Source organism: Massilia sp. UYP32, assembly GCF_050434365.1.
GTDB classification, from domain to species: Bacteria; Pseudomonadota; Gammaproteobacteria; order Burkholderiales; family Burkholderiaceae_D; genus Telluria; species Telluria timonae.
In genome coordinates this window covers 1-15,372 of sequence record NZ_JBNDIK010000033.1, presented here as the reverse complement: position 1 = coordinate 15,372, position 15,372 = coordinate 1, and the positions used below count along the sequence as shown (strand labels likewise).

Here is a 15,372-nt window from a genome sequence, read left to right as displayed (position 1 = left end):
GAGCTCACTGTTGACCATCATCCGCCTGCGTCATGACAGGCGTGTGACAACCGGGGGAAAACGGCGGGCCGATGTTTTCCGGACACAGGCACGGGCGCCAGCTCAACGGCGCGCCGCGGCGCTGATCGCCGCGGCCATGCGCGTTGCTATTGCCGTGCGCACGATGGACGGGTGCAGGCCAGGCTGACCTTGCGTGCATCCAGCACGGTCACGCGGCCGTCGCGGTCCATGTCGCGCGGGTCGGCGTCGCCGGAAGCGGACTGGTTGCGCGCCACGAACACCAGCTGGGCATCGTCACGGTCGACGTCGCCGTCGCCATCGACATCGCCCGCCAGTGTCGCGGCGCGCACGACCTGCGTGAACACCGTGCCATTGGCCGACGACGCTCCCGTGACCGCCAGCGAGACGGCATTGGTCGTGCCCACCGGCGTGGCGGCGGGGATGGCGATCCGCACGTCGACGAAGGCGGACCCGTTCGGTCCCAGCACGAGGCTGCGGGGATAGTCCTGGACGAATCCGCGTTCGTCGGTGGCGTTCACGGCGAAGGTGTCCTGGGCGCCCAGATTCGTCACGCGGAAGCGCACCGCGTAGCTTTGTCCCGGGCTGAAGGCGCCGAAGCCGCCGCCCAGCGTCTCGACCTTGACGGTCCGGCCCAGGAACATCGGCGGATGGATGCGCTGGAACGCGTCTCCCGTGGCCAGGCGGCCGCTCACCATGACGCGGAACGGCTGCGTGGGCAGCACGAAGTCCGCCAGGAATTCGTCGGGCATGGTCTCTCCGGCGCGGCGCGTGGCGGGCAGCTGGGCGATGGTGTCGCCGGCCTCGTTCACCAGCGCGAATTGCGCGGTATTGAATGCGCCGAGCACCGTCGCGCGCGCCTGCTGGGTGGCGCGTGCGAGCGGCTGGCTCTTGATCGGGTACAGGCCTTCGTGGCCTTCGCGTCCGCGCGTTTCGACGAACTCGAACCGGTTCAGTTCCAGGGGGCTGTCGCCCGACACCGAGACGTCGTAGTTGCCGACGCCGGCCAGCGCCAGCCGCCAGTTGCCGGCGGCGGGCGCCGTCAGGGCGATCAGCTTGCCACCCGTCAGGGTGGTGATCGTCACGCCCGCCGTGCCGCCGACCACCTCGCGGCCGGCCGGATCGAACAGGCGCGCGCTCGCACTGGCGTCGACCGCGACCGATACCTGAAGGCTGCGCAGCGTGCGGTCGACCGGGAACTGCAGGTTGCGCGCACCGCCGACCATGCCCTTGGCGGCCAGCAGGGATTTTGGGCTGGCGCTAACGTAGGGCATCACCAGGCCGAAGACTTTCTCGGTTTCTTCGGCCGTGCGCTGCAGCGCGTACAACTGGCCGCCGGTCTCGGCCGCAATGGTGTAATAGGCCGGATCGATCGGCGAACACGAGCCGAAGGTAAAGAAAGTGACGGTGATGTCCTTGGCGTTGGCCTGGGTGACGACGTTGCCGGACAGCGCGGCGTCCTTGGCCGAGGCATCGGTGAAGACATACAGCTGGGAGCCGTTCGGCGCGGCGTTGACCGCGCGCAGCGTGCCGGCCATGGACAGTTCCGGACAGTCGCCGCCGCCGGCGGCGGACAGGGCATTGGCGCGCGCCAGCAGCGCCGCGGCGTCGGCCGTGACGAAGGCGGCGCCGACCTCGGGATCGCCGAAATTGACCAGCAGGTAGCGGTCGGGCTGGTTGGGGCTGGTGCGCACCGTCTCGACGATCCGGGCGATGGACGACTTGACCCCGGCGATCACGCCGCCCATGCTGCCGGTATCGTCGACCACGAAGCCGACCGCGCCGCGCACGTCGAGGAAGGCGCGGATCGCCTTGTCGTTGCCCGCGACGCCGGGCGCCGCAAGGATCTGGCGGATCAGGCTCTCGGTCGCGTCCACCGCGGCGGCGCGCGCGGGCGCGTGGCCGGCGCGGCCCGGCGCATCCTTGTGGATGCCGGGGTCGAGCAATAGTCCATGGTTGCACTTGCCTTCGGGCGGCGCCAGGAAGGGATTGAAATAGCCGGTCGTCGGGAAACTCAGGCCAAAGGCGGCCAGGGTGCCGGAGCCGATCGACGACAGGCCGCGCTCGCAGGTGTCCTGGCTGGGGGCCAGGCGTGGGATCACCGTGGTGCCCAGGCCCGGCTGGCCGCCGGAAATATTGATCCAGTTGCTATGCGAGAAAAAATCCTGCAGCGTGTGCAGCGCCCGGCCGACCTGGCGGCGCGCGCCTTCGCCATCCGGCTCCGGCGCGGCGAGCAGGCCGATCGTCGCATTCTTGATCGCGATGATGCGCTGCGAACATTCCGGCAGCAGTTCGTCGTCGCAGTGGGCGGTGGGCACCGACAGCTCGCCGCGCGAGGAGACGATCTCGTCGACGCCGGCCGTGCTGTCGCGTACTTCCAGGATGGCGCGTTCGGAAAACCGGTAGGTGTTGCCACCGGGCGCCGGGACGCTGATCCGGGTCAGCGCGTCCCTGACGATGCCGACATGGCCGAACTCCTGGGTCGGCTTGAAGGCGATCGCCGCCGGAATGGCGACGATGCCGACCAGCAGGACCGCCAGGCCCGCCAGCTTCAGTTTTGCAGATTGCATTCCATCTCCCGAGCGAGGTTCATCGAAAACCAAGAAACGACATCAGGTCCACCCACCCCTGCCGCGCCAGCGCGATGGCGACCGCCGCATACAGCAGCGGCAGCGCCGCCAGCGCGGCGCTGCGCCAGGCGTGCAGGCTTCCTTCCATGAGGGCGCGCAGCAGCAGCGCCAAGGCCAGGACGGCAGTCAGCGCCAGCACCCCGATGACCACGAAGGGCGCCTTGTCGTTACCGGAACAGCGGGCGTACAGCACGCCCACCAGAAGCAGCAAGGGCGCGGCCGCGGCGAGCCGGTGCGCCACGCGTCACAGGGCGGCGCGTCGGCCGCGGCTCGATGGACGGCGGCCGGGGGCCAGGATGGCGCCCAGCATGAGCAAGGCCAGCGTGGACGGCTCCGGGACAGAGTTGGCCGTGCCGATGTCGACGACGGCGCCGTGGACGGCGCTGACGGCGATGGCCTCGCCGAATCCGTCGCTGAGCAGCAGGCCCGGCGCCGTCAGCAGGTCGAAGTCGATCGACACGGCGCCAGGCGCGAGCGCCGTAAACACCAGTCGCGCAAGCGGGAACACCCCGGGCTGCAAGCCGATCAGGGCCGCGTCATCCAGCAGCGATACCGCCGCGAAGTCCGCCCGGCCTGCGCCGAAGAGTGCGTGGGTCAGCTGGTCGGCATCGACCTCGCCCAGGTGGTGGCCGAACTCGGCACTCACCGGCGCAACCAGCGCCGGATCGAATACCAGGTCGAGGTCGAATGCGGCCAGGGCCTGGGCCGGCCCCAGGTCGCCGACCATGACGTCGAGGGAGAATTGCTGCCCCACCGCGACCGCGGCGCTCGACAGCGAGGTCGTCAGGACCGCGGCGCCGGCGGGGGCGGCAAGCGCGACGGCGCACACCAGCAGTGCTGCGGTCGTGCGCATGATTCTTGGGAGTACCGAAGCCATGGTCGAATGTCCTTGTTGAGATGAGAGAAGCAGGCTGGATCCATCATCCCGGATGCATGAGACCTTGTCTTTTTGTTAGCGCAAGAAGTTGGCGATTCGTCCATGGCGCGAGCGTGGCGCGCCGGCATCTTTCCGGCAGCTAAACTGACAGCCATCGACAACGCCACAATGACCAGCATGCGCTATATGGATTTCAGTTCATGGCAAGGCGCGATGACGACGATCATCGGGCTTGCCGTCTTTACCTTGCTGGGCGTGGGCATCCGCATCCTCATGATGCAGACCATCCAGCAGCGCCGCGAGCGCATGAACCGCCAGATCAACGAGCGCCTGAAAACCCTGATCGCCGCCTACCGCACCCTGGGCGGCTCGTTCACCGGGCAACTGACGGTCGATCCCACGCATTTGCGCGATGTGCGCGAGCGGGCCCAGTCGGGCGAGGAGGGATCGAATGAGGGAATGGCCAGCTCGGACCGCTCGCGCCGCATCCGCGACGCCGTCGAAGCCGCGCTGGCCGACATCCTGCTGCTCGGCACCGAAGAGCATTGCCGGCTGGCGGCGCAGGCGGCGGCCGACCTGGCGGCGGGGCGGCCGATCCACACGGCGGAGCTGGTCGTCAGCCTGCGCACCTTCATTCGCGCCGCGCTCGATCTCGATCCGATGCCGGACGAGGTCATGATTCCGCTGCAGGGGCCGACGCGCACGCAGGGTGGCGGCGGTCGTGCGAAAGGCGAGGCCGGCGGCGGTGGAAACCGCGGCGGCGGCGGCGGCATGGACGGCGGCGGCGCGGGCATGCCCATCCCCGCCGGGCTTGGGCACAAGGACGGCGTCTAGTCAGGCCTCGTCGAGCAGGGGCAGGGGCGTCACCGTCACCTGGACGTCGAGCTCCTGCTTGCCGCCCCCGAGCACGATGCCGCGCAGCGGGGTCACGTCGCTGAAGTCGCGTCCCCAGCCCAGCGTGATGTGTTCATGCTGCACCAGGCAGCGGTTGGTCGGATCGAAATCGACCCAGCCCAGCGCCGGGCAGAACACCGACACCCAGGCGTGCGAGGCGTCGGCGCCGACCAGGCGCGGCTTGCCCGCCGGCGGGTGGGTCAGGATGTAGCCGCTCACATAGCGCGCCGGCAGGCCGATGCTGCGCAGGCAGCCGATCATCAGCTGGGCGAAGTCCTGGCACACGCCGCGCCGGCCGCGCAGCACCTGATCGAGCGGGGTCGAGATGTCGGTCGCCTTGGCATCGAATTCGAAGTCGTCGAAGATCCGGTACGTCAGGTCGAGCGCGGCATCGAGCTGCGGCCGGCCCGGGGTGTAGCTGGCGCGGGCATAGGCTTCGAGCTCGGGGAAGCTGGCGACATGCGGCGAGGCATACAGGTAGCGGCAGGCTTCCAGGGTGGCGGGGCTTTTTTCCTTGCCCATCATGTCGCGCACGCATTCCCACGGCAGCGTCCCGGCGATCTGCGCCAGGGTGTAGCGCGCGCGCAGCGAGACCGTCGATTCGGCGTGCACCAGCAGGCTGTCATGCGGTACGGTCAGCGTCACGTGGCGGGTCAGGTTGCCGAAGTAGTCGACGCCGTCCTTGCCGTCGTTGACGACCGGATCGAGCCAGATCAGGTGCGACTCGGTCTGCTGGCAGGGGAAGGAGCGCGGTGTCAGGTGCAGGTATTGCTGCGACAGGGTGACCGGGCTGCTGTAGGTGTAGCGCGTTTCATGCACCACGCGATAGCGCGCGCAGGCGCCGGCGCTCGCCGGTGAATTATCCATGAGCTGTGCGATCATGAGCTGCGGTTCCTTTGGCGGCCATTGTCGGTATAGCTGAAAAATTGCACGCTGATCTGCTCGGACAGGGCCGCGCTGGTGCGCCCGATCCGGTCCAGCAGGCCGCCGAGCAAGGGGTTGCCGTGCTTCAGGTCAGTGTCCGGATCGAGCGCAAGCAATTCCTTTTTCAAGGGCGTCAGCATATGCGTGCCGCAGGGACCCTGGGTTTGTTCGATCTTGCCCAGCGTGCTCAGGATACCGTTGAGCTGGAAGACGATCGAGCGCGGATTGGTCTCGTCGAGCAGCAGCAGGTCGAGCACCGGCAGCCATTCGGGCTGGGCCCGGTAGCGGGCCCGGTAAGTGATGATGCTGTCGGATAGCTCCAGTAGCCATTCGAGGTTGCCGCTCCCGTTCATGGCAAGCGCGCGCTGCAGCACCACGCTCTGGAATTGCAGTCGCTCCAGGCGGCGTCCGATCGACATGAAACGCCAGCCAAGATCGCGCGTCATGCCATCGAGGGCGAAGCCGGCCAGCGTCATCAGCGCGGCGGCGGCATCGTCGAGGATCGTCATGACCCCCGACTGCGATGGCCGCTCGCCGGCGGCGGCGGCGGGCTGCACCATCCGGTTCAGTGCACGCCAGTTGTCGACCGAGAAGCGTTCGTGCAGCTGCCCGGCAAGCCGGTGCAACTGCTGCTGCTGCCGTGCCAGGCCAGGGACCGCGGGCGAGACGACCGCCGTCAGGAGGGCCGACTCGATCTCGGCATCAGTAAAGATGGGGCCGCTTTGGCTCGCGTCTGGCGTGGCCGGCTTCTTCCCTTCGTCGAGCAGGCCGAACCAGATGCACAGCGCCTCGACGGTCGGCCATTCCGCGCCGCGCTGGTCGAAACGGACGTTGAACAGGAAATCGAGCGCGACCCGCAGCAGGCGGCAGATATTGTCGGTGCGTTCCGCATGGCGTCCGAACCACAGCAGGTTTTCCGCCACGCGGCTCGGCAGGTTGGTGTCTTCGCGCACCAGGTCGCGGCCCGAGATGCTGCGCTGCTGCAGGCGGTGCACTTCGGCCCTGGCGCGCGCCTGGACCCAGGTGTCCTTGCTGGCGCCGCCCATCTGCATCGTCAGCACGCGCGCATCGGGCCCGGTGGCCACCCGGGTCAGCCCGCCCGGCATCACCACATAGCCATTCGGCGTGGCGCAGGCGAATACCCGCAGCCCGATGGCGCGCGCCTGCAGGCCGGGCGCGGCGCCGTCCTTCCACACCGGCGCCTGCGACAGCCGCACCAGTTCCTGGGCAATGTAATTATTGGGATTGGCGCGCAGGCGGGCGATGAAGGCCGCGCGCGCGGCGCCGTCCAGGTCCTGGCCGAACACGGCCGCCTGCGGCAACTGCGAAAAACCGGGCTTGATCACCAACCGGTCGAGCCTGGCGACCACGGTTTCCAGCGCCGCTTCTTCGCCGCACCACCAGGTGGCCACCGATGGCATCTTGAGGGGCTCGCCCAGCAGGCGCTTCGACAGCGCCGGCAGGAAGCCGAGCAGCGCGCCCGATTCGAGCAGGCTCGAGCCGAGGCTGTTGGCGACCAGCACGTTGCCGCGCATGGCGGCCTGGGTCAGGCCGGCCACGCCCAGCAACGAGCTTTGCAGTTCGAGCGGATCGCACGATTCGTCGTCGACCCGGCGCATGATCACGTGCACCCGGTGCAGGCCGGCCAGGGTTTTCAGGTACACCACGCCGTCGCGCACCGTCAGGTCGCCGCCTTCGACCAGCGGCAGGCCGAGATGGCGCGCCAGGTAGGCCTGCTCGTAGTAGGTGGCGGTGAGCGGGCCGGGCGTGAGCAGCACGATCAGCGGCGCTTCGCCCTCGCGCAGCGGCGCCGGCGCGTCGCCGCCGGCCGCGCACCGGCGGCCCCAGTGCGCCAGGCTTTCGTGCATGGTGCGGAAGAACCGGTTCAGGGGCTGCACTTTGAGCTCGCGCAGCAGGTCGGGGAAGGTGGGAGCGATGATGGCGCGGTTTTCCAGCGCATAGCCGGCGCCGAAGGGCGCCTGGGTACGGTCGGCCATCACCCACCAGCGGCCGTCCGGGGCGCGCGCCAGGTCGACCGCGTAGAAGTGCAGGGCGACGTCGTCGTGATGGCGCATCCCGTGGCAGGGGCGCAGGAAGCCGGCGTGGCCGTGGATCAGCGCCGGCGGCAGCAAGCCTTCGCTCAGCATCTCCTCCTTGCCGTAGACGTCGACCAGGATCTTGTTGAGCAGGGTGGCGCGCTGGATCACGGCGGCCTCGATGCCGCTCCATTCCTCGTGCGGCAGGATCAGCGGCAGCACGTTCAGGTCCCACTGCCGTTGCCGGCCGTGGGCGTCGGCGGGCACGTTGTAGCTCACCCCGTTTTCGCGCACCTGGCGCTGCACCATCTCCTGGCGCTGGCGCATCATGGTGGGCGCCTCGTGCGCCAGGTTGTCCAGCAGCGCACGCCAATGCGCGCGCGGCGCCTTGGCCGCGTCGAGCATTTCGTCGAAACTGTCCGGCGCGGCCAGATAGTGGGCAAGTAGTTGATTCGGCATCGAAGCTGCTGATTACGGGTGGTACAAAAGCGATAGGTTAGCTTGCCTGCCAGCGTAAATCTAGTGTCGTAGGGAAACTAGGATTGAGCGGCTCCTTGCGCACCGTCATCGGACCCGGGGTATGGCCATGCGGCCAGAAGCGCGCGAAACGGCGCGCCTCGGCGGCATTGGCATTGACCGGCGCGCCCGTTTCATTGCGTCCGCCCGGATGCACCACGTGGTAGGTGCAGCCGCCGATCGCGCGCCCGCTCCAGGTGTCGACCAGGTCGAACACCAGCGGCGCCTGCACCCGGATGCTCGGATGCAGGGCCGACCACGGGCTCCACGCCCGAAAGCGCACGCCCGCCACGTACTCGCCGGGCACGCCGGTCGGGTGCAGCGGCAGCATGCGGCCATTGCAGGCCACCACGTGGCGGCCGTCGGTCAGCCCGCGCACCAGCAGCTGCATGCGTTCGACCGACGAGTCGACGTAGCGCGCGGTGCCGCCGGCCGCGACTTCCTCGCCCAGCACGTTCCACGGCTCGATCGCCTGGCGCAGCTCCATCTCGACGCCCTCGTAGACGACGGTGCCGAAGCGCGGGAAGCGAAATTCGATGAACGGCTCGAACCAGTGGTCCTCGAAGGCATAGCCGGCCACGCGCAGGTCGCGCGCGACGTCGCGGATGTCCTGGGCGACGAAATGCGGCAGCATCCAGCGGTCGTGCAGGGCGGTGCCCCAGTGCACCAGCCGGGCCTGGCACGGCTCGCGCCAGAAGCGCGCGACCAGGGCCCGCAGCAACAGCATTTGCAGCAGGCTCATACGCTCGTGCGGCGGCATCTCGAAGGCGCGGAACTCCACCAGGCCGAGGCGGCCGGTGGGGCCGTCCGGCGAATACAGCTTGTCGATCGAAAATTCGGCGCGGTGCGTATTGCCGGTCAGGTCGACCAGCAGGTTGCGCAGCAGGCGGTCGACCATCCACGGCTTGTCGCCCGGCTGCAGGGTCGGCAGCACCTTGTCCATCTGCTGGAAGGCGATCGCCAGTTCATACAGGTTGTCGTCGCGCGCCTCGTCCACGCGCGGCGCCTGGCTGGTCGGTCCGATGAAGGTGCCCGAGAACAGGTAAGAAAGCGCCGGGTGGATCTGCCAGTAGGTGATCAGGCTCTTGAGCAGGTCGGGACGGCGCAGCATCGGGCTGTCTTCGGCGCTGGCGCCGCCCAGGGTGGCGTGGTTGCCGCCGCCGGTGCCGGTGTGGCGGCCGTCGTGCATGAATTTCTCGGTGCCCAGGCGGGTGAGGCGCGCCTCCTGGTACAGGGTCGTCACGTTGTGTACCAGCTCGTTCCACGACGCGGCCGGATGGATATTGACTTCGATGACGCCCGGGTCGGGCGTGACGCTGAGCAGCTTGATGCGCGGGTCGCGCGGCGGCGCATAACCTTCGATCCGCAGCTTCATCCCGAGCCTGGCGGCGGTGGCCTCGACCGCGCCGGCCAGCGCCAGGTAATCCTCGAGGCGCTGCTGCGGCGGCATGAAGACGTACAGGCGTCCGGCGCGCACTTCGACGCACAGCGCGGTGTGGATCACCTCGCGCGCGTCCGGCGCGAAGGGAGAGGCCGGCTGGACGGCCGCGCGGTCCGGCGCCGGCTGCGCGGCGTGGTGCGCGGCCACCAGGGCGCTGCGCGGGGCAAACGGGTCGACCTCGAAACCGGGATCGCGTTCGCGCGGCGGCACCCATGGCAGCGTGGCCAGCGGCAGGCGCAGGCCGATCGGCGAGTCGCCCTCGAGCAGGTACAGGTGTTCGCGCCGCAGCGGCCAGGCCGAGGTGCGCCAGCCGGCGCCGTCGGCGGCCTGCAGCGGCAGCACGTAGCCGGCCACCTGGCCCAGGCCGCGTTCGAGCAGGCGCGCCAGCCGGCGCCGTTCCTCCGGCGCGTCCAGGTCTGCCCGCAGGGGATCGAGGTTGGGCGGCAGCGCCTGCTCGCGTTGGGCCTGCAGCAGCACGTCCTCATAGGCGGGGATGGCGCTGCCGGCGGGCAGGCCGAGCGCATCGACCAGCGCGGCGGCGAAGCGGCGGGCGTCTCCGGCGTCATAGCCGTCGTCGACGTGTTCGCTAGAAAACAGGCCGGGGTCGCGCCACAGCGGCTCGCCGTCGACGCGCCAGAAGATGTTCAGCGCCCAGCGCGGCAGCGGTTCGCCCGGATACCATTTGCCCTGGCCGTAGTGCAGCAGGCCGCCGGGCGCGAAATGATTCTTGAGCCGCTGCGCCAGCGTGCCGGCCAGCGCGCGTTTGCGCTCGCCATGGGCCTGGGTATTCCACTCCGGCGCGTCCATGTCGTCGATCGAGACGAAGGTGGGCTCGCCGCCCTGGGTCAGGCGCACGTCCTGGGCCAGCAGGTCGGCGTCGACCTGCCGGCCCAGGCGGTCGATGGCCTCCCAGTCGGCGTCCGAATACGGCTTGGTCACGCGCGGGTCTTCATGGATGCGGGTGATCGTCATCTCGTGGATGAAGGTGACCTCGGCCTTGTCGCTGAAGCCCGTCACCGGCGCCGCCGACGAGGGCAGCGCCGTGCAGGCGAGCGGAATATGGCCTTCGCCGGCCAGCATGCCCGAGGTCGGGTCGAGCCCGATCCAGCCGGCGCCGGGGATGTACACCTCGGTCCAGGCGTGCAGGTCGGTGAAGTCTTCGAGCGCGCCGCTCGGACCGTCGAGCGCCTCCTGGTCGGCGCGCAGCTGGATCAGGTAGCCGGAAACGAAACGCGCCGCCAGTCCCATCGTGCGCAGGATCTGCACCAGCAGCCAGCCACTGTCGCGGCAGGAGCCGGAACGCTTCTCGAGCGTGTCTTCGGGCGTCTGCACGCCCGGTTCCATGCGCAGCAGATAGGCGATGTCGCGCTGCAGGCGCTGGTTGATCGCCACCAGGAAGTCGGTGGTGTTCATCGGCTGCGCCAGCAGCTCGCGCCGCGCCGCTTCTACCCATGCCAGCAGCAGCGGGCCGGCCGGCTCGGGCTGCGCGTAGGCGCTCAGTTCCCCCTGCAACTGCTCGGGATAGACAAAGGGAAAATGCTCCGCATATTGTTCGATGAAGAAATCGAAGGGATTGATGACGGTCATGTCGGCGACCAGGTCGACCGTGAACTCGAGCGTATCCGTTTTTTCCGGGAACACGAAACGGCCGATGTAATTCCCGTAGGGGTCTTGCTGCCAGTTGATGAAATGCTCCTGCGGCAGCACCGACAGCGAATACGACAGGATCGGCGTGCGCGCATGCGGCGCCGGACGCAGGCGCACCTCATGCGGCGAGAGGGCGACTTGCCGGTCGTAGCGGTAACTGGTCTTGTGGTGCAGCGCGATACGGATAGCCATGCGGGAGTGCCTTTATAGGGGTGGTCACGAACGATACCAGCACATCGATATATACCTGTTTCAACTGTGCACAAGCATGATTCATACCCGCAATATAATTCTCTCGTGCGGCGTCGCCGAGCTGGCACGTTTCTTGATTGCACCTATGCCACTGGAGGATCCGATGCCGAACTTTTACGATGAAATGTATTCCTCTGCGGCAATTGCAAGGCCTCACTACGACGCGTTTGCGCGGTGGCTTGCCTTGCAGTCGCCGCAACTGATCGCGCAAAAACGTGCCGAAGCCGAGCTGACCTTCCAGCGGGTGGGGATCACCTTTGCCGTCTACGGCGACAACGCCGGCAAGGAGCGCTTGATCCCGTTCGACATCATTCCGCGCGTGATCGACGCCGCCGAATGGGCCCGGCTGCAGGCCGGCCTGGTGCAGCGGGTGACCGCGCTGAACCGTTTCCTGCACGATGTCTACCATGACCAGGATATCCTGAAGGCGGGCGTCATCCCTTCCGAACAGATCCTGAACAATGCGCAGTACCGGCCCGCGATGCAGGGCGTCAAGGTGCCTTCGAACATCTATGCCCATATCGCCGGCGTCGACATCGTGCGCGCGGGCGAGGGCGAGTTCTACGTCCTGGAAGACAATCTGCGGGTGCCTTCCGGCGTGTCCTACATGCTGGAAAACCGCAAGATGATGATGCGGCTGTTTCCCGCCCTGTTCGCGAGCAACCGCGTGGCGCCGGTCGAGCACTATCCCGACCTGCTGCTCGACAACCTGCGCACCGTGGCGCCGGACGGACCGCTTGACCCGACCGTGGTCGTGCTCACGCCGGGCATGCACAACTCGGCCTATTTCGAACACGCATTCCTGGCCCAGCAGATGGGCGTGGCGCTGGTGCAGGGGCAAGACCTGTATGTCAGCGACGACACCGTCTACATGCGCACCACGCGCGGGCCGAAGCAGGTCGACGTCATCTATCGCCGCATCGACGACGACTACCTCGATCCACGCGCCTTCCGCCCCGAGTCCACGCTGGGCGTGCCGGGCCTGCTCGACGCGGTGCGCGCGGGGCGGGTGGGCCTGGCCAACGCCATCGGCACCGGGGTGGCCGACGACAAGTCGATCTATCCCTACGTGCCGGACATGATCGAATTCTACCTGGGCGAAAAGCCGATCCTGAACAACGTGCCGACCTACCAGTGCCGGAAAAAGGAAGACCTGGCCTACACCCTGTCTCGGCTGCCCGAGCTGGTGGTGAAGGAAGTGCACGGCGCCGGCGGCTATGGCATGCTGGTCGGCCCGGCCTCGACCCACGCCGAGATCGAGGCCTTCCGCGCGCGCTTGATCGCCAACCCGGACGGCTATATCGCCCAGCCCACGCTGGCCTTGTCGGCCTGCCCGACCTATGTCGAATCGGGCATCGCGCCGCGCCATATCGACCTGCGTCCCTTCGTCCTGTCGGGCAAGACCGTGTCGATGGTGCCGGGCGGCCTGACCCGGGTGGCGCTGCAGGAAGGTTCGCTGGTGGTCAATTCGTCGCAGGGCGGCGGCACCAAGGATACCTGGATACTGGAGAACTAAGATGTTGAGCCGCACCGCAGACCACTTGTTCTGGATGGCCCGCTACACCGAGCGCGCCGAAAACACGGCCCGCATGCTCGATGTCCGGGTCCAGTATTCGCTGATGCCGCAGTCGGCGCAGGCCGAGCAGCAGGGCTGGCGCAGCATGCTGGGCGTGTCCGAGCTGGAATCGCAGTTCGAGGCCAAATACCCGGCGCTCACGCAGAAGGACGTGATCGACTTCATGGTGCGCGATCCGGACAACCTGTCCTCGATCACCAGCTGCCTGCGCGCATCGCGCGAGAATGCGCGCGCCGTGCGCGGCGCCCTGACCACCGAGGTATGGGAAACCGAGAACACGACCTGGCTGATGCTGCAGAAGCATCTCAAGAACCGCACCTTCGAGCACGATCCCGGCCAGTTCCTGGAATGGGTCAAGTACCGCTCGCACCTGTCGCGCGGCGTCACGCTGGGCACCATGCTGCAGGACGAGGCGTTCAACTTCATCCGCCTCGGCACCTTCCTGGAACGGGCCGACAATACGGCGCGCATCCTCGACGTCAAGTTCAGGTTCGGGGCGCATGATGCGGTCCAGGCCGGGACGCAGGCGGAGTTCTACCAGCTTGCGGCGCTGCTGCGCTCGGTGTCCGCCTTCGAGACCTACCGCAAGGTCTACCGCGACGCCATCACGTCGACACGGGTGGCCGAACTATTGATACTGCAAGAGAAAATGCCGCGCTCGCTGGCGGCGTGCATGGCCGCGGTGGTGGCCAACCTGAAGGATGTGCGCAATGCGCAGTCGCACGATACCGAACGCCTGGCCGTCGAGCTGTACGCCATGCTGCAATCGTCCCCGATCAGCGCCATCCTCGAAGAAGGCCTGCACGCCTTCCTGACCCGCTTCCTGGCGTCGGTCGACGCGCTGGGCAACGGCATCAGCCGCGACTTCCTGATCCCGATCGAGCCGGCCCCGCCGGACGAAGGACAAACCCAGTCGCAGACGCAGACCCTGGGCGGAATGACGCAAACCCAGACCCAGACCGCGTAAGCCGGGCGCACCGGCATGGCGCGCGCCGCACCGTTTCGGGGGAAGGCGGCGGCGCGGGCATCATGACGGTGCGTCGGCTCAGGCGCCCGGCGTGGCGGGCGCCGGCGTCGCGGCCGGCCTGGCTGGCGCCGTCGCCTGCTTGATCTGGGCGCGCACGACCCGGTGCACGAAGTGCAGCTTTTCCAGTACCGGCGGGCTGAGCGTGAACGGATAGGAGTCCGGCATCCCGATGCTGCGATTCAGGCTGTTGAGCACGTAAGTCAGCGCGAACCAGTCGCTCAGGGTATCGTCGAACGCGTCGGTCCTGGTCGGCAGGGTGATGCCGTCGAGCGCAGGCTCGTCGGCCTTGCGCGGCTTGAGCTGCAGGCCGCAGGAGTGCGCCGTCTCCAGCGTATCGATCATGTGGAGGTAGTGGGCCCAGGTCTCGGCCCAGTCTTCCCACGGATGCGAGCTGGCGTAGCTGCTCACGAAACGCTCCGCCCAGTCTTCCGGCGGCCCGTTCTCGTAGTGGCGCTTCAGGCTTTCGCCATAATCCTGGCGCTCATCGCCGAACAGGGCGCGGTACTCGTCGATCCATGGGCTGTCGGCCACCAGGCGGTCGAAATAGTAATGGCCGCTTTCGTGACGGAAATGGCCCAGCAGCGTGCGATAGCGCTCGTGCATCTGCTCGCGCGTGCGTTCGCGCTCGGCCGGATCGGCTTCGGCAATGTTCAGGGTGATCACGCCGTTGGCATGGCCGGTCATCACGCACTGGTCGGTCACGCCGTCTTCCAGGAACTGGAATGCAAGGCCGGTTTCCGGCTCGGCTTCCTTCGATGCCGGGGTGAGGTTGAGCGTCGCCAGCGAAAACAGCAGGCGGCGCTTGGCCGCTTCGAGACGCGCCCACAGGATGTGGTTCTTGTCGGACGTCAGGGCCGGGATGACCACGGTCAGCTGGCAGGAGGCGCACAAATCGTGCGGGTCATCCGCGGGCAGCATCCAGTTGCAGACATTGTGCTGGACATAATTGCTGCATTGCTTGTAGACCTTGCCCGCGTCGGTGCGGTTCAGGCTGCGCCACAGGCCGTCCTCGGTCTGCTCGAAGCTGTTGACGCTGCGCGTGGCCGGCTGGTAGCCGAGCGTGCTGTCGCAGTTGAAGCAGAGGGTATTTTCAAAAAATATCTGTTGTGAGCACTTGTCGCAGTGAAAGGTTTTCATGGCAGAAAGAAGAGTGGGCTAACGGTCGGTATTCGGTATTAATAATCTAACAGCAAAACCGATCTAGGCAGGCACGTGTCAGACAACGCCGCATGAGGTGGTGGGGGACAAAGGAAGGACAAACGTGGAGGTGCCGGGAATAGAGGCGGCAGTGCGGGTGATGCGGGCGAGGGTATAAGAGGCGGAATCGATCCCGACGTTGGGCGCGACGACGACGGGCCGGCGGGTTAAGGGCAGTCCTGCTTACGCCACCAGGATGCTTTACGTGGTCCCACTGAATCGGGACCAAGCGCACAAGCTATGGAGCCTGTCAGAATTTCTGTGTGGAACGGGGTCATGAAATAATCCCGAAAGGACTGTTCCATGACCGAAGTGATGACCACCAAGAAGCCCAAAA

At 67.5% G+C, this 15,372-nt stretch carries 10 protein-coding genes; 3 read left to right on the top strand and 7 right to left on the bottom strand.

Annotation, left to right across the window (positions count from 1 at the left end):
• Positions 1-146 precede the first annotated feature (146 nt).
• Genes ABIB42_RS22800 through ABIB42_RS22790 form a run of 3 tightly spaced genes read right to left on the bottom strand, consistent with a single transcriptional unit; the run spans position 147 to position 3,525 of the window.
• A complete protein-coding gene (locus ABIB42_RS22800) occupies positions 147-2,588 on the bottom strand; it encodes a hypothetical protein (protein WP_429249027.1) in 2,442 nt (813 codons plus the stop codon).
• 19 nt (positions 2,589-2,607) lie between these two features.
• Positions 2,608-2,859 carry a hypothetical protein gene (locus tag ABIB42_RS22795; protein WP_157225401.1) on the bottom strand — a complete coding sequence of 84 codons (252 nt, stop codon included), beginning with the start codon at positions 2,857-2,859 and terminating at the stop codon, positions 2,608-2,610.
• Positions 2,860-2,892: 33 nt separating this feature from the next.
• Positions 2,893-3,525 (bottom strand): cohesin domain-containing protein, encoded by a 633-nt coding sequence (locus ABIB42_RS22790; protein WP_005662976.1) that lies wholly within the window; start codon positions 3,523-3,525, stop codon positions 2,893-2,895.
• A gap of 177 nt (positions 3,526-3,702) precedes the next feature.
• On the opposite strand from ABIB42_RS22790, the gene ABIB42_RS22785 reads away from it, so the two are divergent.
• Positions 3,703-4,359: a hypothetical protein gene (locus tag ABIB42_RS22785; protein ID WP_040775381.1), complete on the top strand. Its 657-nt coding sequence runs from the start codon at positions 3,703-3,705 to the stop codon at positions 4,357-4,359.
• Here the strand turns inward: ABIB42_RS22785 and ABIB42_RS22780 are convergent, their stop codons facing one another.
• Genes ABIB42_RS22780 through ABIB42_RS22770 form a run of 3 tightly spaced genes read right to left on the bottom strand, consistent with a single transcriptional unit; the run spans position 4,360 to position 11,175 of the window.
• Positions 4,360-5,301 (bottom strand): transglutaminase family protein, encoded by a 942-nt coding sequence (locus ABIB42_RS22780; protein WP_005662974.1) that lies wholly within the window; start codon positions 5,299-5,301, stop codon positions 4,360-4,362.
• Complete coding sequence (locus ABIB42_RS22775; RefSeq protein WP_005662972.1) at positions 5,298-7,838, bottom strand: circularly permuted type 2 ATP-grasp protein; 2,541 nt, start codon at positions 7,836-7,838, stop codon at positions 5,298-5,300. The genes ABIB42_RS22780 and ABIB42_RS22775 overlap by 4 nt, the downstream gene beginning before the upstream one ends.
• A 37-nt stretch (positions 7,839-7,875) precedes the next feature.
• Positions 7,876-11,175 (bottom strand): DUF2126 domain-containing protein, encoded by a 3,300-nt coding sequence (locus tag ABIB42_RS22770; protein ID WP_005662971.1) that lies wholly within the window; start codon positions 11,173-11,175, stop codon positions 7,876-7,878.
• Positions 11,176-11,338: 163 nt separating this feature from the next.
• Between ABIB42_RS22770 and ABIB42_RS22765 the strand changes: the two genes are divergently transcribed.
• A complete protein-coding gene (locus ABIB42_RS22765) occupies positions 11,339-12,751 on the top strand; it encodes a circularly permuted type 2 ATP-grasp protein (protein WP_005662969.1) in 1,413 nt (470 codons plus the stop codon).
• Position 12,752: 1 nt separating this feature from the next.
• Positions 12,753-13,778 carry an alpha-E domain-containing protein gene (locus ABIB42_RS22760; RefSeq protein WP_429249026.1) on the top strand — a complete coding sequence of 342 codons (1,026 nt, stop codon included), beginning with the start codon at positions 12,753-12,755 and terminating at the stop codon, positions 13,776-13,778.
• A 78-nt stretch (positions 13,779-13,856) separates the two neighbouring features.
• Here ABIB42_RS22760 and ABIB42_RS22755 read toward each other — a convergent pair whose 3' ends face one another.
• Positions 13,857-14,975 carry a zinc-binding metallopeptidase family protein gene (locus ABIB42_RS22755; RefSeq protein WP_005662966.1) on the bottom strand — a complete coding sequence of 373 codons (1,119 nt, stop codon included), beginning with the start codon at positions 14,973-14,975 and terminating at the stop codon, positions 13,857-13,859.
• Positions 14,976-15,372: the final 397 nt, after the last annotated feature.